Genomic DNA, 19553 nt, shown 5'->3' with positions numbered 1-19553 from the left:
TTTATTATATTCATATAAACAGGCTTCTAAATAAGTTAACTTGAGAAGATTAAGAAAAAGTAACTTCTTATACGGTAACTATTAAGGACTAGCAACATATGTTATAAGCAAAGATTACAGAGATGAAACAAACAAAAAACTTTTAGATAACAAGGGAGATATGGGATAAATGAATAATCTAATTAGGTTAAGAGTAAATTACAAAAATCCATCAGCATACTATGAAATTGCTTGTTTTTTAAAGGATTATATTAATAAAAATTTTGTTGTAATTTGTATAGGAACTGATAGCAATATAGTTGACTCTTTGGGACCGTTAGTTGGAACTATCCTTAAAGATAAAAATTTCCCTTTACCTGTATATGGGACACTAGATGATCCTATAAATGCTTTAAATATAGATAAAAAGTTAAATGAAATCAAATCAAAATATTTGGAATCAAATATTTTGGCAGTTGATGCATGTTTAGGTAGCGAAAAAACCATAGGTGAAATTGAAGCTAGAAACTATTCTATTTGCCCAGGCGAAGGAGTAGGTAAATCTCTTCCCTGTGTTGGTGGTTGTGCAATAATGGGAATCACAGGCTTAAATGATATCAATGATTTTATTTTATTGAATAAAGTAAGACTTGGCTTTGTAATGAATATGGCAAAAATAATTACAGATTCAATAATGCAAGCTTATTACTTTGTAATATAGATTATGTAAAGTATCAGCAGTAATAATTAAAGGAGCAGATTTTCTGCTCCTTTAATAAATAACATGATTTACCACAGCTTATATTAATTCCATTTCTTCTGTTTCTAGTTTAAATCCATTTATCTCTACATCTTCAGTGATCTCAATCATCAAGTATTTTTTCCCGTTTTTGTCTCTAACCTGTCTGATTCCACTTAATTCATTTGGATTTATAATTATACTTGTAGCTTCATTTTCAATTTTAACTGATTTGCTGCTAAAGTCAGGAACTATATTTTTTACTTTAAAATCGTAGTCTCCTCCGCAAACCTGTTCGAAGGCACTCTTTACAACCTCTGTATTTTCTATACCACTGTTTTCTAAAACCTTCTGGATCTCCTTCATATCAACAGTTGGCTCTTCCTCCATATCTTCACTATCTTCAATTTTTTCATGGATTTGCTCATATATCTCCTGCATAGTTTCAGGTTTTATCTTATCTCCAACAACAGTATTTAGTATAATATTAAAACTTTCTTTTTCTTCTATTGCGGTAGGCTTAACACCGCTTTCTAAAACCTCTTCAACAAAAGTAGTGTTCATTTGTTTAGATTTTGAAGAATAATAAATTACTTTATTTACATCTACATACTCACTACTAAAGCTTGGAAACATAAATCCATCCAATGGTGAGCTTAAGTTTACAGTAATATCCAATGCGGATGTAGGCTTAAACTTCATTTCAGAGTAATCAAATTTTAAAACCTTCTTAGGCACATCTACCTTATTTATGCTGCATAATATAAATTCAATAGCTTGTACATAATCATCAATTGCCTCATCTGCTTCTTCATTTCTTTTTTTATTGCCTTTATAGTATTCTGCCTTAACAAAATTTATAACAATATCTGTATCATATGTATAATGTTTGGATATTTTATCTACTATTTTGTCAGCACATTCTGTAATACTATTTCCTGAAGTTAAAGCATTATAAAGAATAATTTGTGTACTTTCCTCTGGTGAAGCCTCCTCAGTAATGTTTTCATCAGCAGTTTTCATTATAAAGTCTAACTCGAAAACTTTTGTGTCTATAGTTCCAGTTAGTACTTTTTTAAAATTGTCTAGATAAAGCTCCTTTTTCTCTATGTCCATCATTTCAAAATAATTAAGTTCTCTTGTTATAATTTCTCCATTATCCTTTTTTAAATATACACTATATATCTCTTTAATAGGCATCATATAACTGCTTAGTTTAAATTCTTTTCTTAAATCAGCTAAATCTTTTTTATTCATATCAAATACCTCTCTTTATATATCAATGTAGACTTTCATTAAATTATTATATATCAAAAGAGAGTCACTAATCTACGGGACTCTCTAAATTTAATAGGTTATTTTATTTTTTTATAAAGTACTCTATGTTCATCATCATCCTTAGCGACTACTATTGAATTGTACTTTCCTTGTTCAACTTCATCTTTAAATCTTCGGCCATCTATAGTATGCTTCTCCACTGGAAACTCATCACTGACAACGTCTTTATACACAAAAGGCTGCCTTTCTGGCACTTTCTCAAGTTTTGATGGATCTATATGACTTCTTTCTGACATACAAATGCCTCCTTAATTCTATTTCTGTTTTAATATTATGTGTACATTAAATAATTATTATTTAAATAAATATAAGTCATTATTGTAAGTTAAAAGAAATAAAATAGAGAATAAGAAATACTTCTATTCATGAGATTATACAATTTTAAAAATTAATGTTTTGGGGGAGCAATTTATGAAGCCTAAATTTTATAACGCTTTAATCCTACTGATTTTTGGAGGAGCGGCTTATAGACTTTTTCAATCAGCATACTCAACTAGTCTGCCATTATGGACAAGAATCATGTATGGTTTCTTCGGCATTTCGCTGATAGGTGCAATACTTATTTGTATAATCTCGATATTTGAAAAGGAAATAGTATGTCCCATATGCGGAAGCACTAATTGGAAAGAAATACCTACGTGGTATCCTTGGCACTATTGTGCAAACTGTAGAAGAGCAGAATTTATTGCAAAAGGAACTGTTGATGATCAATTAAAATCGTTAGTAACCTATGATGATCCTAAAGACTATACTATATATAATTAATAGATAGGGTTTCCAAGTAAAAACTCAGCTTAGAAACCCTATCTATTAAAAAATCAAAGGTAACTTCCTCCTAAAGCTATAATTATAATAAGTAGTCCAATAAGAGCACCTATAATTATAGGATTTTTAATAGCTTTTTTTATGTTTGGCTGTCTCATACCTGCATTAAAGGGTATAGTTTTAGATTTATAAAACACTCTAGATGTATTTTTCCGATGCATCCTTTTATGTTTTACCCTATTCATATGATTTCTGCCGCTTTGAAGAGCTCCACATTCTGGGCAGAATCTGCATTCATCATTAACTTTTTCCCCGCAGTTTGCGCATAAATGCATATACAATACCCCCTTAAAATTGATTTGTTTTAAATAAACTTATAATTTTCAAGTTATTTTTTCATCCATGCTATAAGTTCTATATCCACTAAGGGCAAGTAAAACCTGCGCTGGAAGATAATATATCCAGACTAAGAACCTTGAAATACCTTTTAAGTTGACTCCAAATATAAAAACATTATTAATTAGCGCAGATATAGCAACATTAATATCACAAAGGAAGAACAAGGTCATACCTATACAAATTAGATAGCAACTTAAGGATGTGTAAGAGCCTCTATTAAAAACTTTCCATGCACTATATACACTGGAAATAAGTAAAATTGCATAAATACAGCCTATAACTAAAAGCTCTCTACTTATATTATTTATATGTATTATATTTATGTCTAATATCATTACAAATACTAAAATAACAAATATTAATATACTAAAATTTTTCATATTTTTCTTTAAAATACCTGAATGGCGGATTATATAAGTGATTTGTACAAAACAAAATAGAAGAACTCCTACAGTAAAATAATCCAGTATTAACAAACATAAATCTGCTGCCGCAGTAAAACATAGTGCTAATTGTAGAAGTCTAGTATCCTTCTTATTATAGCCATTATCTCCAATTAGTAAACTTAATGTTAAACTTAACAATATGCCAATATACTTTAGTACTGTCGAACAACTATTACTGTACCCATTGGTAAAATCTATATATATAAAGGATATATAGATAATTAATTCTATCAATGCTATAGTTATTACAAGAGATTTTTTTAAATTTCCTTTCATTCTTACCACTTCCATGAACAGTATTTTACATATATTATATTCTGGAACTTATAAAACTTAACCTTTTTTATTATTAAGTTATAAACATATATACTTTTCCATAAAATAAAACAGCAAGTATCAAGATTATTATCTCAAACATCTGCTGCTTTATTTTTAGAACTAGTTATATGAAAATATACCTTAATTTTATTCCAATTTTCCATTAATATGACATATGTCATATTACAATTATTGAAAAAATGATAATATATTTTTACTAAATTATAAATAATGGAGGGCTTAAAATGTACAAAAAAGTTGTAGAATCAGCAAAATACATTAGTGAAAGAGTAAGCAGCAAGCCTAAAATTGCAGTAATACTAGGTTCTGGACTTGGTGACTTAGTTAATGCAGTAGAAGATAAACAATATATAGATTATAAAGACATTCCTAACTTCCCTAAGGTTACAGTTGAAGGTCATGAAGGAAGATTGGTCTTTGGGAATATAAATGGTGTAGAAGTATTATTAATGCAGGGAAGATTCCACTATTATGAAGGATATACAATGAAAGAAGTTACTTATCCTGTATATGTTATGCAGCAATTAGGAATTAAAAATCTAGTTGTAACAAATGCGTGTGGAGGAATAAATATAAGCTTTAAACCAGGAGATTTAATGCTTATTACAGATTTTATAAATCTTTTTGGAACAAATCCATTAATAGGAGTAAATGACGAAAGATTTGGAAAGAGATTCCCAGATATGTCAGAGCCATATAAAATAGAATTGATAAATAAAGCAAAGAAAATAGCTAATGAACTTGGCATTGAATGTCAACAAGGTGTTTATGCTGGGTTTATGGGACCTTATTATGAAACTGCAGCAGAAATTAGATCAATCGGAGGACAAGGAGCAGATGCAGTAGGTATGTCCACTGTCCCAGAAACTATAGTAGGAAATTATTTAGGAATGGATGTACTAGGTATTGCTTGTATAACAAATATGGCTACGGGAATACAAAAGGAAAAGCACTCTCATGAAAGAGTAGTTGCAACTGCTAAAAAGGCTTCAACAGATTTATGCAGATGGGTAGCTGAAATAATTAAGAATATTGGGTAAAAGAGATTTATGACAAATTTTCAATTTGGCTATCTATGTTTAAAAATAATTTTTAATAAAAAACCATTTATCATACTTTTTTCAAAAACAAAACAAGAGCATTTCTGCTCTTGTTAATAATTGCATTTATTTGTTTGACATTCTTTTAAGTCGGAACAACATTTTCCACTATCTTTATAATTTTTAAGATTTTTTACATCTTTAATGCATTTCTCTATGGATCAAGAATCTTTCGCAAGCAGCACTTCTAACAGCTAGCAACCTTAATCCCTTCTATATCAGGTTCTAATAAAATTAATCTCCAGTTATCCTCAAGCTTTCCTAAAAAATTTTTAACCTCTTTTTCAAATTTTTCTGTATCCTTATCAACTACTGCCATAAGAGTTGATCCTGAACCACTTACAAATTCTCCAACAGCACCTGTTTCTCTTGCCTTTTCCAGTATTTCTTCAGCATTCTTTATTAGTTTTTTTCTATATGGTTCATGAATTTTATCATTGAAACATGTTCTAAGCTTATCAAATTCTCCATTATAGAGAGCACTTATTAACATAGCAGATCTTGATATATTAAAAATGCAATCTTCTTTTACATATGCCTGAGGTAGTATTTGTCTTGATAGCGCTGTGCTTACCTGAAAATCCGGTATCATTGCAGCAAATTTTAGTTCATTTGGAACCCTTATCTTTGAATAATTTACTTTTTCACCATCCTTAATAGAAACTACCATTCCCCCTACTGCTGCAGGCACTACATTATCAGGATGACCTTCTATTTCTGTTGCTATTTCTATTATTTCATCAAGTGATAATCTATTTTCCATTAATGAACTAGCTGCTGCTACTCCGCCTACTATGCATGCCGCGCTGCTTCCAAGACCTCTGCAAATTGGAATATCACATTTTGAAACATTTATGATAAATCCATCATATTTATAGTTAAATATACCAAGAGTATTTATTAAACTTTTATATATTAAATTATCTTTATAATTCTCTTCACTTTTTATACCATTATTTAATATTATAGTTTCACCTTTTCTCTCTTCAATTTCAATTTCATTATAAAGCTTAAGTGCCATACCAAAAGAATCAAAGCCTGGCCCCATATTTGCTGTTGTAGCTGGTATTCTTACTTTTATCATCATTACCCCACCTTTTTATTTTATCAATCTTAAATTTAGAAATACCATATAGGTCTACTGTGTTATTTCTTTTTCAATAATGCCGAAATCACATGGTAGAGTTTTTATGTCTCCGCCAATATTTACAGCAATATCGGGATCTTTAAGTCCGTTACCAGTCAATATACAAACAACTTTTTTATCATGCTGTAGCCTTCCCTCTTTATATAATTTATATAAACCTGCAATTGAGATGCATGATGCTGGTTCTGCAAATATTCCCTCTGACTCCGCAAGTATTTTATAAGTCTCTAATATTTTCTCGTCACTTATCTTATCTATAATTCCTTTTGATTCTACTAGAGCAGACACAGCTTTGCTCCAGCTTGCAGGATTACCAATTCTTATAGCAGTTGCAATTGTTTCTGGATTCTCAATAATTCTATTATTCACTATAGGGGCTGCTCCCTCCGCTTGAAAACCTAGAAGCTTAGGCATCTCACTAATCTTTCCTCGATTCTTATATTCATTAAAGCCTTTCCAGTAAGCAGTTATGTTTCCCGCATTACCCACAGGTATACATAAATAATCTGGGTTAGCATCAAGCTGATCGCAAATTTCAAAAGCTGCTGTTTTCTGACCTTCTATTCTAAAAGGATTTATTGAGTTTACCAAAGTAATAGGATATTTGTTTGATATTTCCTTTACCATATTTAATGCATCATCAAAGTTACCATCTATAGCTATGACTTTTGCACCATAAGCTATCGCCTGAGCAAGCTTTCCCATTGCTATTTTTTTATTTGGTATTAGTACCACACACTTTATTCCTGCCTTTGCTGCATATGCAGCGGCCGCTGCTGAAGTGTTGCCTGTTGAGGCACATATTATTGCTTTCGAGCCTTCTTCCACGGCTTTTGTAACTGCCATAGTCATTCCTCTATCTTTAAAAGATCCTGTTGGATTCAACCCTTCGTACTTTAAATATATCTCGAGACCAGGCATAAGTTTTTCTATATTCTCTGCTCTTATTAAAGGTGTATTACCTTCGAAAAGCGTAACTATCTTCGTATCATCACTAATTGGCAAGTACTCATTATATTTATTTATTAACCCCATCCATCTCATCATTCTAGTCCTCCAATATTAAGATTTTTTTAATTTCTTTAGTATTAATTCTTTCTTTTATATCATCTATAAATCTATCTAATACGGCTTCATTTTGTGATTTAACAAAGGCTGCCACCTCTCCATCTAAATTGTAAAGTTCTTTGCTAATAATACTACAGCTTGAAAAATATTCAGATAGAGCTTCCATTGCCTTTATTCTTTCCTCTGTTTTTATTCTAAGAAGCCACTTACTTTCTCTCTTCCAAAGAATATTAACATCTGCTTTATCATAATTAAAAATCATTGTGCTTTCCTTTTTACTTTGAATAATATCTGCTATGTCTGAGAATACTGCACTGGCTGTAGGAAACATTCCAGCTCCTTTACCTGTAAACACGACATCTCCTACTGCATCTCCATCTACCAAAATAGCATTGTATTCATTTTCAGTTCTTCCTAAAGTAGAATTTTTTCTTACCATAACTGGCGACACTGTAGCATATAGCTCCTCATTCTGCAACTCACTCATAGCTACAAGCTTTATTTCACAACCTTCTCTTTGAGCATACTTAAAATCTTCAGTATCTATATTTGTTATTCCACTTATTTTTATATTTCTCCAATTCACTCTCTTTTCAAAGGCTATAGTAGATAATATTGAAAGCTTTCTCGCAGCGTCATACCCCATTACATCGCTTTCAGGATTTGCTTCTGCAAATCCAAGTTTTTGAGCAAGCTTTAAGGCATCATTATAATTCATATTTTCTTTGCTCATTTTAGAAAGGATAAAGTTTGTAGTTCCATTTAAAATCGCTTTAATGCTTTTTATTCTATTTCCAACAAGACACTCACTTAATGACTTCAGTATAGGTATTCCTCCTCCTACACTAGCTTCAAAACGCAACTCAACTCCATTTTTATTGGCTATATCTAAAAGTTCTGCCCCATACTCCGCAATTAAATCTTTATTAGCTGTAACAACATGTTTTTTTAATAGTAATGCCCTTTTGACATATTCGTAAGATGGGTTAACTCCTCCCATCGCTTCAATTACTATATCAACATTTTCATTAAAAATTTCGTCTATATCATTAGTTAAAATATTATAATCCTTGTTTTTTTCTTTGTGTTTATTTATATCTCTTACAAGAATTTTTGATAAAACTAATTCCTCATTTAGGTTTTTTTTGAATCTATCTCTATTTTTATATATAAGTTCTGCTACACCACTACCTACAGTGCCATAGCCAAGCATAGCTATGCAAGCCATATTTATCCCTCCTACCTTTTAATATTTTCATAGAACTGTTAATAGTGTAACTGGTTATGGTTTTCATAATTTTTCCTCCTTCAAATTACTTTTTTGTGTATTTTTGTATTTTTATATAAATAAAAAACTCATCCCACAAAAATGGGACGAGTTATATTCGCGGTTCCACCCAAATTATAGTGTGCAATTATCAGCTCTATTAGTTGCTATCCTCTCTAACATAATAAAAGCAACAGAATAAGCGTTCATTTACAGATACTATCACTTTGTGCTTTTAACGCTAGCAAGCGAAAATACTTACTATTAGGCATCTGAAAGAAAATAACTTATTTTTTTGAAGATGCCTCACTTCAATACTTAACTCGAAGGTGGTTTTCAGCAGCTCTTGAACGGGAAACCTTTCAGCCGATGAGTTTCCTTCTCTTTGAACAGATTGCTACCTACTCTTCCTTTTCATTGTCTTTATTCGTATTAATTCTATATGGTAACTAACTTATGCAAATAATATACTATAATAAAATAAAAAAACTCCCCCAAAAACATGGGGCGAGTATTAATCACGGTTCCACCCAAATTAACATTCAATATAATCATAAAATAATAGATTATATGAACTGTTATCTTTGTACCTTTAACGCTGGCAAACGGATATACCTACTGTAATTTCAGCACTCAACTTCAAGGTGGTTTTCAATAGATCTTGAACGAGAAACCTTTCAGCCAATGAGTTCCTCTCTCTTAGAACAGTTTTCTACTTACTCTTCCTTATCATTGTATTTATGTTATCATTTTGTATAGTTCCTTCGTTGTTAATCATTATATTATTTATAATAATACATGTCAATATAAAATATTCAAAAAATCCAAAAATTATATAAAATATTTTTTTGGAATATTTTTTTGTATTTTCATAAATATTATAGATAAAATAATAAATATTAATATTATTTATTATGATTCATTATTAATTTCAACTTAAACTATTAATCCTTTCATTATATTTTACTTATATAGTGTTTAATCTCTAATAAAAATACATTTTAATTGCATAAAATTACACATCTAATAAAGGTTTTTAACTTGCCGAATTTTGCAAATAAATTCCGAGGCATAAATCAATTTGTGGTTTTGAAATTCTATATACTTTAAAGCTTTCCTAAAAGCTTATATGTTATATAATCAAAAACTTTTTGTTTTTTTACAACTAAATTTGCAGCTTTTTTATCATTAATATTTACTTTAATCAGAATATATTGTGCAAGTAACGACTCAAAAGGAAGCCAATTAATATGAGTAGTTGGTATTATATATCTGGTTGAGCCCTTCATTTCTTTAAAGAGTTGAATCCTGCTTTTAAAAGGTAAGGTTTCATCGAATAGTGCATCTATAAAAGTTACTCTTTTCTTTTCAAGAAGATGAGCATACGATATAGGATCTATCCTAAAAAAGGGATGTAAATCCTTACATCTTAGTATTTCTAGTAAACTCATATTTTTTACACTATCAAATTGATTATTATATATTTCATATAATTTTTCTTTGTTATTTATATAATATTCTTCGCCATATCCCTTTTCAAAAAGTCTTCGTGCAAAGGCTGTAACATGAGATTCATGCATTATTTTAGGTATATTTCCTCCTGTAGTCATGAAAATAGTTTGATTAATTCTTTTATCCATTGACGCTACAATAGAAGAAATCATCCCTCCAAGACAATAACCAACTACGCAATTATTCTCATTCCAAAGTTTTTCCTGCTGAAGCAAATCTATAGTTGAACGTACATCGACTACCGCATGCTCCCAGAATTGATACATAACCTTAATATCAGGCCATATATAGCTTCGTCCACTAACGGATTTATCCTCCACTCGGGTGTAGTTTCCTGGAAGAATTATTATTGTAGAGTTAACTCCTACAGAAGCTAAATGTGTACCAAGCCACAGCATAAATTTAATATTTCTGCTGCCTAAACCGTGCAATATAAGCACGGAAGCTTGTGTTTTCCCTCTAGGCTCAAAGTTATATAATTCTACGTTTTCCGTTCCCGGCGCAGGGTTTCTATATAGGCTTTTATACCTAATATAGCTGCACCTATAGAAGCTTCCCTTCAATATATAACCTTTGACAAAATCTATTTTCTTTTTTATATAAGAAAAATCAATTATCATATATTCCACCATCTCTTACTTAATAATTAAGTATGAAATATATATTATGCTTGCACTACTATTTATGTGCAATTTAAGGTATAATTTAAAATAAAAATTATAATGATTCAAACTCGAAAGTTATCTTTCGTCCTTTGAATCCATTATGAAAAATGAGGTGAAAATATTGGAGAGATGCTCTTGGTGTGGAGATGACCCTTTATATACTAAATATCATGATGAAGAATGGGGTGTTCCTGTTCATGATGAAAGAAAACATTTTGAATTCCTTGTATTAGAATCTGCTCAAGCTGGTCTTAGTTGGATTACTATACTTAGAAAGAGAGAAAACTATCGTATTGCTTATGACAACTTTGATCCTGATAAAGTAGCAAATTACTCTGAGGAAAAGATAAATGAACTTCTTCAAAATAGTGGCATAGTAAGGAATAGAAGAAAAATTGAAGCTTCAATAAATAATGCAAAAATGTTCTTAGATATCCAAAAAGAATTTGGAAGCTTTGATAACTACATATGGAAATTTGTTAATTATAGACCTGTAATAAATTCATGGGAAAGTATATCTGATGTACCTGCGACCTCTACTCTTTCAGATGAAGTAAGTAAAGATCTAAAAAAACGAGGTTTTAAATTTTTAGGCTCTACTATAATTTATTCTCATTTACAAGCAACAGGTATTATAAATGACCATATTGTGAACTGTTTTAGATATAATGATCTTAAATAATTTCAAAAATATTTGAAACAAATCAATAACACTTTTCTTCTTTATTACATAGTATGTAGTGTATCGTGTAAAAGGAGAGTTTAAACAATATGTATTGTGACTATTTTGATTGCCCAATGATGCATTTATTCCGTCAACAATTCCCTAGTGGGCCACCTTTCGGAGGACCTGGTGGTGGACCTGGTGGACCTGGTGGACCACCTTTCGGAGGACCTGGTGGCCCAGGTGCAGGCTCAAGACCTCCTAGCTCACCACCACCATCCTTTGCTCCACAAAAGTCTCAAGTCCAAACCTTTGCTGTTAGCCCTGGTTCAATTAGACCATGTCTCTTCAGATTTACGTTTATATGGCCTAGAAGAGGAAGAGGTTTTTGGGCATGGCTTATCCGTGTCGATAGAAGATCCGTTTCTGGCTGGAGATGGGATGGACGTAGATGGGTTTTCTTCGGAATGGATTTAAGACAAATAGAAAGCTTTCAATGTTTCTAGCTTTTAGATGAGGCCATTCCTGTTCACCTCCAGTAGGAGATGTAATCGGATTATTAAATTCTCCTCCTCCAATAAGTCCTCCACCAAACTTTTTTCCAACTAAAGCTCAATCATTAAATAAAATGGAACTGCCAGCAAAGGATATTATAAATAAATATGCTTATGTTTGGCTCAAATATAGAGCACAATTTTGGACTTGGATAACCTTCGCTGTTGGAGAACGAATTGGAGGCTGGCGATGGAATGGATTCGCTTGGGATAACTTCGAGATAGACATATCAAAAGTTGATTCTATTGTAATTTATAGGTAAATAAGACCGAAAGTTAACTTTCGACCAAGTAACACTATAGCAGCTATTGACAACTTCAATAGCTGCTTTTTATATGTACCTTAATACCTACATATGAATATTATGAAATAAAACAAATCAAAAGTGAGGTGTTTATAGTGTTTATAGTGTCTGTACGACATTATGTTCTATTTTCCACTGATGGTTTTTTAAAAGTTCCTACTACATCAGATATATTATACAATTCAAAGAACGCAAAGGATATTTATATATTCGGATTCGTAGGTGGTCTCTTTAGAATTGATAACGATATAATTAATCCTTCTCTTAACTGGCAAAACCCTTTAAACTGGAATGAATATCTTGACATGAAAGGAACAGCTACAATCCCATCTCCAATTATATGTGGTGAAGTAGATGATGACATATTTATAACGCTTATAAATCTTGGTATGAAGTATAGAAGCGATCTTATGGAGCTTCATACACTTCATATCCATGGAGCAAATCTACCTGCTGAAATAGATGGTTTTCCTGAAACCTCTTTTGGCATTCCCACATGGACAAATTATAAAGATTCTCCTCCTGTTGCAACCTACTACTTTAAACCTGAACGTAGTGGAACCTATGTATATAGTAACCATGCAGCTGCTTATCAGCATGTCCAAATGGGTATGTATGGTGCTGTTGTTATATACCCATCACTTAAATATTTAGAGGATTCTGGAATACACCAAAGCAGATCTAATAAATGGTATTTTGAAAAGCAACTTATCAACAATGTTCCTTTAAATTCCACAAATTATAATTTTGCTTATGCTAACCCATATACCTATTTTGATAAGGAATACATTATTCTCTTATCTAATATAGATTCAAGTTGGCATAACAATATATTAAATAGTAAATTTTATAATCCAGTGGACTATAAGCCAGATTACTGGCTTGTTAATGGAAGAGCCTTTCCACATACTCTATATCCTCATCCTCAGACTGAAAAGGATAAAATACAGAATAATACTAACCCAATAAACTATGAGTCCTATGTTCATATAAAGTATGGACAGAAAGTCCTTCTTAGAATTATTAATATGGGATATCAAATGGTCCCTTGGCATGTACACGGATGGAACTTTTCAATAGTAGGAAAGGACGCGGAGTTAAACCAATTTTTGAAATTAAGTGCTATACTTAATCTTGAAAAGCATGGTAATCACGTTCAAGAAATGGGCTGTACTGCTTCTTTATCCTCTGGTGAAACCTACGACGTAATTATATCTGCTGACAATAAAACAGAAAACTATGAAAACTATATATCGAAAGGTCTATCTACAATTCCCTATTTACGCAGTCAGCTAAAAGATTTACTAGCTAAAAGTCAAAATTCAATTGCAACTATTCCACTAGAACCATTAAAACATCCAAATGCTGATTTTGTTAATTTCCTGCAACTATGTGATCAAACTAATGCAAACCATGACAAACGTAACCTTCCTCATTTTTATCCTATGCATAACAATAATAACTATACGGTGACTAACAACGGAATTTATCCTGGTGGACAGCTAACATTCATCCAGGTAGATCAGTAATAGTCCTCTATCAATGCTTCAAACAGGAAAATTCACTTATATCCGTGATATTCTGCTAGTGCTTTATTGCAATACATGTTTTTAACACTAGTAGGATACTCTTATATATAAGTGAATTTTTTATATTATGAATACCATATATATAAGCATTTACGCTGGTATTTATCAAGTGAACTTTTGCACAAAATATTTATCAATAACATAATATAGTTATTGAAATATTTTTAGGAGAAATTCGATGGCTACATTTCCAACTCTAAGATTATATTATGAAGGACCGTCGGTGAGAGTGCTTCAGATGAATTTGTACGGATTAAATTATAGATATAATGGTCTTCAAGTTACAGGTGTATTCGATTCATTAACTGATGAGGTAGTAAGAGACTTTCAGGTTGAACACAAGTTAACATCAGATGGTATTGTGGGGCCAATTACTTGGAGTGCTTTATTAGCAGCGGTTAAGAGGATACAAAATCAACTAAATTCCGTATATTTCATCGCTGGAACTCCAGATGGCATATTTGGCCCAAAAACTACAAATGCTGTAACTAGATTTCAAAGTGTCAATGGGCTTGCGATGAATGGTGTTGTAGATCCAAGAACAAGACAGCAACTCTTTAATCCTAATCCTTCAGATGATTATAGCCAACGTCCTAGCTCATTAGCCTTAAGCTCATTAAATTCATACGTAGCATCATTAGCGCAACAATTTCTCGATTTATGTAATGCTAATGGACTAAATGTTACTGTAGTAGAGGCCTTTAGAAGTTGGGATGAGCAGGATGCACTGTATGCTCAAGGGAGAACTACTGCAGGAGATATAGTAACTGATGCAGAAGGGGGAGACTCATATCATAACTGGGGATTAGCATTTGATTGTGCACCATTAGAAAATGGCGCAATTGCTTGGGATGATATAGATACCTTTAATAAAATGGGTGCTCTAGGACAGCAAGTAGGGTTAGAATGGGGAGGCAATTGGACCTCTTATGACATCACTCTCGTAGATCCGCCCCATTTTCAATATACTTTTGGATTAAGCACAGAGCAGCTTTTAGAAGGGGCAAGACCTTCATAATAAGTATAATTTAGCTACTTAAATTATAATAATAAAGGAGATCTCCATATAAATGTATTATCTATATGGAGGCTTCTTTTATTTATTAAAGAAAATTATAATTGTAAAGTACTGAAAATAATAGAATTAAGGGCACGTAAAGTTTTTAATTTGTCTTAAACGGGAGTGAAACTGCACCCAGCGACCTCCTTTATATCTCCAGCCAAAAACTGCTCTTTTACCTACATATATAATATAAGCCCAAAAAGATTCGCCATTCCTTAGCCATAAATATGTGTATTTATGAGCACAAGGGGACATTTTGCCAAATTCAACGGAGCCAACTGAAGCTGGCAACTTAGGTATATAGTTTGGCGGTGGTTTTTGGGGACGTTTGTGATGATGAGCTGGATATTCTTCTGCCTTCTGTCTATATCCCCAATATGGACATAGAGGCTGATACATAGAGTAAGGGCAGTAAAATTGCGTCGATGGGTAAGCTTTTCTTATGCAATGATCTCTATAACCATGCATTTATTTGCCTCCTAAGATTTATTAATTCTTTTATCATAATATTCAATTTAAAGCCATATTGTACCTATTTAAAATTCTGAGCATTAAATTATATGTTTATGTACGTGTTTTCTTTAATATATAATTTTCTTATTAAATAATATAGGGTTCAAAGCCATTAAGCTTTGAACCCTATATCATTAATAAACTTCACAATTTGCAACGGAATCTTCTACAAGCTTTTCTATATCTAAAACACTTTCAGACTTTCTTATCTCCTCTAATCTTGGCTTTGTTTTTGGATGTTTAGGCACAAAAATAGTGCAGCAATCTTCATAAGGCAATATAGAGGTTTCATAGGTGTCTATTTCTCTCGCCTTATCCATTATATCAACCTTATCCATAGCAATTAACGGTCTGAATACTGGTCTGTCAGCTACATCATTACTTACAACAAGCCCTTCCATCGTCTGGCTTGCTACCTGACCTATGCTCTCACCGGTAGTTACAGAATTTATTCCTTTTAGCTCCGCAAGTCTACAAGCTACTCTCATCATAAATCTTCTCATTATTATAGTAAGCTCATCTTCTCTACACTTTTCAATTATCTGCATTTGTATTTCTGTAAAAGGTGCTACATATAATTTAATATCTCCAGTATAACCCTTTAGTATATTTGCTAACTCCTTAACTTTTTCCTTTGCCCTATCACTGGTGTAAGGGTGACTGTGGAAATAAACACAATTTAACTGAACTCCACGTCTAGCCATCATATATCCTGCAACTGGTGAATCAATACCACCGGAGAGCATAAGCATTGTGCTTCCGTTGGTACCATAAGGCATTCCTCCTACGGCTTTTACTCTTTTAGAATATACATATGCTTTTTCTCTTATCTCTATATTTATAACACTTTTAGGATTATTTACATCAACCTTCAGCTCTTCACTATTCATTAGAATATAAGCTCCTATTTCCCTGCTTATATCCATAGAAGTTCCAGGAAAGCTTTTGTTAGCTCTGTTTGTTTGAACTTTAAATGTGTCCGCATTAATATCTACTGCCTCTTTTAATGCTTGTTTTTTTATTTCTTCCATATCAGCTTCTACTTCTGTTACAATACATACTTCCGAAACTCCAAATACTCTTTTTACTCTCTCTAACCCTTCCTCTATATCTTCAAATTCTAAAAACCATCTTCCTGTATCATTAACAAAGTCATATTTTAAATCCTTCAATACACTCTTAATATTATCAATTAACTTTCTTTCAAACTTACCTTTGTTTAATCCTTTTAAAAATATTTCTGGTGCATATTTTACTAATAAAAGTTTCTTCATTTGCTAACTCTCCTCAAAAATTTTAATGATTTATCTAAGTTTTCTACAGCATAGTCAACCTCTTCTTTTGTGTTATATTCTGAGAAACTAAACCTTATAGTTCCTTGAATTTCTTCAGGTTTTAGCATTATTGCATGTAATACATGACTTTCCTTATTACCTCTAGCTGAGCACGCAGAGCCAGTTGACACATATATTCCCCTTGCTTCCAGCGAATGAAGCAATACTTCACCTCTGACACCTCTAAAAGAAACACTTAATACATAAGGAGAATATTCTTCACCACTACTATTAATTTTTACATCTGATATACTTTGTAGCTTGCCTATAAAATAATTCTTAACTTCAGATACTTTTTCATAGTTTTCTTCCAAGTTTTTATATATTTTTTCTGCAGCCTTTGCAAAACCAACCATTGCTGCAAGGTTTTCCGTACCGGACCTAAGGCTTCTTTCTTGCCCACCACCAAATATTAAAGGTTTAGGCATAAGACCTTTTCTAACGTAAGCTATTCCAATTCCTCTTGGACCATGAATTTTATGTCCACTAGCAGATAATAAATCTATATTATATTTTTGTGCATTAATTTTATATTTTCCATAGCTTTGTACAGCATCTACATGAAACTTAATCTTGCTACTTTTTTCTTTTATAAGTTTACCTATTTTTTCGATATCCTGAACTGTGCCAATTTCATTATTTACATGCATAATGCTTATCATTTGAGTATCTTTGTTTATACTTTTATCTAGTTCATCTAAATCTATTCTACCATTGTTGTCTACATTCAGATATGTAACCCTAATACCTTCACTTTCCAACTGCCTGCAAGTGCCTATTATACTAGGATGCTCTATTTTAGTTGTTATTACATGAGCGCCTTCTTTTATAAATCCTCTTATTAAAAAATTATTGCTTTCACTGCCACCTGATGTAAATACAATCTCTTCTCTACTACATCCCAAAGTATCTGCGACTATCTTCCTACTTTCATTCATTTTTCCTTCTGCTTTTAGTCCTAATGTATGGGCTGAAGATGGATTTCCATAATAGTTTTTCATTGTATCTATCATAACTTCCATTACTTCATCGTATGGCTTGGTTGTTGCACTATTATCAAAGTAAACTTCCACATTTATCACTCCCTCAAAATATTAATACTATTATTTGTTTACTGCTTCAAATCTATAACACAGGCTTCTTAAATGTCTTTGAGCATTTGTAGATTTATTATTCTCATAACACAAATTAAATTCAAATTATATGTAAATATTATATATCAAAATATGTAATATGCAAAAAAACTATATGTGCCAAATAACTAATGTTGTGGAAGAAATTAAAGAGTACATTTTATATAATGTCCATATTAAAACGACTAAAAAGGTAAATACTAAAATAAGCCTATATAACCAAGCGATTATTAACACAATTTAGCATAAGGAGGGTCTATCTTGAATGGAAAACTAAATTATAAAAAGAGCTTCATTATATATGTAATCGTAATTCTCACAATTAATATTGCATTTTTTTCCTTGCAAAGAAAGTATATAGCCTCTGCTACTTCTAGCAAGCGTGATAGCACTTCTGTAGCAGAAAGTCCTTACCCAAAAGATGAGAAAAGCAATATTTCAAATAGCACTAGAAGTTTATCAAAATTCATATTAGCTTTCGGGTATGATGAAAATGAATTAAAGGCAACTGTAGAAGATATTTATAATAAGCGTTCATCCGCCTTCATTACCGGTGACTTATTATCTTTAAAACAATACTTTGACACATCTCAAAAATATGGTGTATGGGCATTAGAACATGAGGTTAAACGTGTTAAATATTTGCATGATTGGTCTAGCCAACGGGGAATGAAATTTGCAAATGTTCAATCTACAGTAAGAATAAAAAAAGTCTATCCTGGAACCAAATTAGTTAAGATAGCTTTAGAAGAAAGCTATAAGTTCGATTACACTTATCCTAAAGATGAAACTCCTGTTATGAATTCTTTTGGAGTTGGAATAAGACACACTTTAAGTCTAATAAAAAAAGATGATAAATGGTTAATATATAATGATTGGTATACAGACTGCTTTGAAGACGCACTTCAAGCTTATACAGGAGATATAAAGAGTAATATAGAGTCCCCTACACCGCCAAATTCACCTACTATGAATATAAAACATATACTACCTTCTCAAAGCTCAAGTCAAACATATAAAAAACTTTATTATGATAGAGATAAGGCTGCTGCATATGCTGACAAATATTGTGGTGCTGCTTGGGGAAGTAGTAACAATTTTAAATATAATAAAAAATACATGGACTTTAATGGCATTGGTGGAGACTGCACAAATTTTGCCTCTCAAGTTCTTGGGGATAAAGAAGCTGGCGGTATTCCTATGGATTATACCTGGCGTTGCGAATATTCAAGATGGGGAAATAGTCAAGGAACTTCTGCTTGGGTAAATGCAGACGGATTAAAAAACTACTTAGTATACAGTGGTAAAGGCAGTGTTATTAAAAGAGGTACCTTTAAGGAATTAACAGCTCCTTTACCAGATTTACCAACAGGAACAGTTGGGAAGTTACAGTTAGCAGATCTTGTAAGCTACGAGAAGAAAGGAAATATTGATCACTTTGGAGTAGTCACAGGCTGGGATTCTCATGGATATCCTTTAATTAATTCTCATACTACTGATAGATACCATGTACCATGGGATTTAGGCTGGGGAGATAACCAAATAAGATTTTTCTTAATACACATAAATGGATGATGAACTATAGATATCCAAACTGAGTATTTGATTTATTAGCGGTATTCATAGGAGTACAT

Annotated in this window: 20 protein-coding genes and 2 other annotated features; of the genes, 9 read left to right on the top strand and 11 right to left on the bottom strand. The window is 31.8% G+C overall.

Annotated features, from left to right (window positions below):
* The first annotated feature begins 169 nt into the window (after positions 1-169).
* On the top strand, positions 170-700 hold the full coding sequence (gene yyaC / locus RCG18_RS12030; RefSeq protein WP_308041517.1) for a spore protease YyaC: 531 nt from the start codon (positions 170-172) through the stop codon (positions 698-700).
* A gap of 78 nt (positions 701-778) precedes the next feature.
* Here yyaC and RCG18_RS12025 read toward each other — a convergent pair whose 3' ends face one another.
* Both RCG18_RS12025 and RCG18_RS12020 read right to left on the bottom strand, forming a co-directional pair.
* Positions 779-1975, bottom strand: a complete 1197-nt coding sequence (locus tag RCG18_RS12025) for a DUF4317 domain-containing protein (protein ID WP_308041516.1) — start codon at positions 1973-1975, stop codon at positions 779-781.
* 98 nt (positions 1976-2073) lie between these two features.
* Positions 2074-2292: a hypothetical protein gene (locus tag RCG18_RS12020; protein WP_308041515.1), complete on the bottom strand. Its 219-nt coding sequence runs from the start codon at positions 2290-2292 to the stop codon at positions 2074-2076.
* Between the two features lie 175 nt (positions 2293-2467).
* Between RCG18_RS12020 and RCG18_RS12015 the strand changes: the two genes are divergently transcribed.
* Positions 2468-2821, top strand: coding sequence for a hypothetical protein (locus RCG18_RS12015; RefSeq protein WP_308041514.1), 354 nt, complete (start codon positions 2468-2470; stop codon positions 2819-2821).
* Positions 2822-2874: 53 nt separating this feature from the next.
* Here the strand turns inward: RCG18_RS12015 and RCG18_RS12010 are convergent, their stop codons facing one another.
* The gene (locus RCG18_RS12010; RefSeq protein WP_308041513.1) at positions 2875-3156 is read right to left on the bottom strand and encodes a zinc-ribbon domain-containing protein; all 282 of its coding nucleotides are present in this window, start codon (positions 3154-3156) and stop codon (positions 2875-2877) included.
* Positions 3157-3204: 48 nt separating this feature from the next.
* Positions 3205-3942: a lysoplasmalogenase family protein gene (locus RCG18_RS12005; protein WP_308041512.1), complete on the bottom strand. Its 738-nt coding sequence runs from the start codon at positions 3940-3942 to the stop codon at positions 3205-3207.
* A gap of 287 nt (positions 3943-4229) precedes the next feature.
* On the opposite strand from RCG18_RS12005, the gene RCG18_RS12000 reads away from it, so the two are divergent.
* Positions 4230-5045, top strand: coding sequence for a purine-nucleoside phosphorylase (locus tag RCG18_RS12000; protein WP_308041511.1), 816 nt, complete (start codon positions 4230-4232; stop codon positions 5043-5045).
* 247 nt (positions 5046-5292) lie between these two features.
* Here the strand turns inward: RCG18_RS12000 and thrB are convergent, their stop codons facing one another.
* The 4 genes from thrB to RCG18_RS11980 form a co-directional block, all read right to left on the bottom strand.
* Positions 5293-6189 carry a homoserine kinase gene (gene thrB, locus RCG18_RS11995; protein WP_308042016.1) on the bottom strand — a complete coding sequence of 299 codons (897 nt, stop codon included), beginning with the start codon at positions 6187-6189 and terminating at the stop codon, positions 5293-5295.
* A gap of 54 nt (positions 6190-6243) precedes the next feature.
* Positions 6244-7299: a threonine synthase gene (gene thrC, locus RCG18_RS11990; RefSeq protein WP_374119089.1), complete on the bottom strand. Its 1056-nt coding sequence runs from the start codon at positions 7297-7299 to the stop codon at positions 6244-6246.
* 1 nt (position 7300) lies between these two features.
* Positions 7301-8548 (bottom strand): homoserine dehydrogenase, encoded by a 1248-nt coding sequence (locus tag RCG18_RS11985; protein ID WP_308041510.1) that lies wholly within the window; start codon positions 8546-8548, stop codon positions 7301-7303.
* A 139-nt stretch (positions 8549-8687) separates the two neighbouring features.
* Positions 8688-9014: a binding site (T-box leader), on the bottom strand.
* A 73-nt stretch (positions 9015-9087) separates the two neighbouring features.
* Positions 9088-9329, bottom strand: a binding site (T-box leader).
* Positions 9330-9693: 364 nt separating this feature from the next.
* Positions 9694-10719, bottom strand: a complete 1026-nt coding sequence (locus RCG18_RS11980; protein ID WP_308041509.1) for an alpha/beta hydrolase — start codon at positions 10717-10719, stop codon at positions 9694-9696.
* A 145-nt stretch (positions 10720-10864) separates the two neighbouring features.
* Here RCG18_RS11980 and RCG18_RS11975 point away from each other — a divergent pair, with 145 nt between their 5' ends.
* The 5 genes from RCG18_RS11975 (at position 10865) to RCG18_RS11955 (ending at position 14894) form a co-directional block, all read left to right on the top strand.
* Complete coding sequence (locus RCG18_RS11975; protein WP_308041508.1) at positions 10865-11446, top strand: DNA-3-methyladenine glycosylase I; 582 nt, start codon at positions 10865-10867, stop codon at positions 11444-11446.
* Between the two features lie 89 nt (positions 11447-11535).
* Entirely contained in the window at positions 11536-11934 is a 399-nt protein-coding gene (locus RCG18_RS11970; protein ID WP_308041507.1) for a hypothetical protein, read from the top strand.
* A 122-nt stretch (positions 11935-12056) separates the two neighbouring features.
* A complete protein-coding gene (locus RCG18_RS11965) occupies positions 12057-12245 on the top strand; it encodes a hypothetical protein (protein ID WP_308041506.1) in 189 nt (62 codons plus the stop codon).
* A gap of 137 nt (positions 12246-12382) precedes the next feature.
* Complete coding sequence (locus RCG18_RS11960) at positions 12383-13816, top strand: multicopper oxidase domain-containing protein (protein WP_308041505.1); 1434 nt, start codon at positions 12383-12385, stop codon at positions 13814-13816.
* 238 nt (positions 13817-14054) lie between these two features.
* A complete protein-coding gene (locus RCG18_RS11955; protein WP_308041504.1) occupies positions 14055-14894 on the top strand; it encodes a peptidoglycan-binding protein in 840 nt (279 codons plus the stop codon).
* Between the two features lie 126 nt (positions 14895-15020).
* Here RCG18_RS11955 and RCG18_RS11950 read toward each other — a convergent pair whose 3' ends face one another.
* The 3 genes from RCG18_RS11950 to RCG18_RS11940 all read right to left on the bottom strand — a co-directional run bounded on the left by RCG18_RS11950 (position 15021) and on the right by RCG18_RS11940 (position 17859).
* On the bottom strand, positions 15021-15407 hold the full coding sequence (locus tag RCG18_RS11950; RefSeq protein WP_308041503.1) for a hypothetical protein: 387 nt from the start codon (positions 15405-15407) through the stop codon (positions 15021-15023).
* A gap of 179 nt (positions 15408-15586) precedes the next feature.
* Positions 15587-16726 (bottom strand): tRNA uracil 4-sulfurtransferase ThiI, encoded by a 1140-nt coding sequence (thiI, locus tag RCG18_RS11945; RefSeq protein WP_308041502.1) that lies wholly within the window; start codon positions 16724-16726, stop codon positions 15587-15589.
* Positions 16723-17859, bottom strand: coding sequence for a cysteine desulfurase family protein (locus tag RCG18_RS11940; protein WP_308041501.1), 1137 nt, complete (start codon positions 17857-17859; stop codon positions 16723-16725). Before RCG18_RS11940 ends, thiI begins: the two co-directional genes overlap by 4 nt.
* A gap of 321 nt (positions 17860-18180) precedes the next feature.
* On the opposite strand from RCG18_RS11940, the gene RCG18_RS11935 reads away from it, so the two are divergent.
* On the top strand, positions 18181-19494 hold the full coding sequence (locus tag RCG18_RS11935; RefSeq protein ID WP_308041500.1) for an amidase domain-containing protein: 1314 nt from the start codon (positions 18181-18183) through the stop codon (positions 19492-19494).
* Positions 19495-19553 lie beyond the last annotated feature (59 nt).

Source organism: Clostridium sp. OS1-26 (assembly GCF_030915445.1).
GTDB lineage: Bacteria > Bacillota > Clostridia > Clostridiales > Clostridiaceae > Clostridium_AM.
Note: the sequence above shows the minus strand (reverse complement) of the source record. Positions and strands in the feature narration are given on the sequence as shown.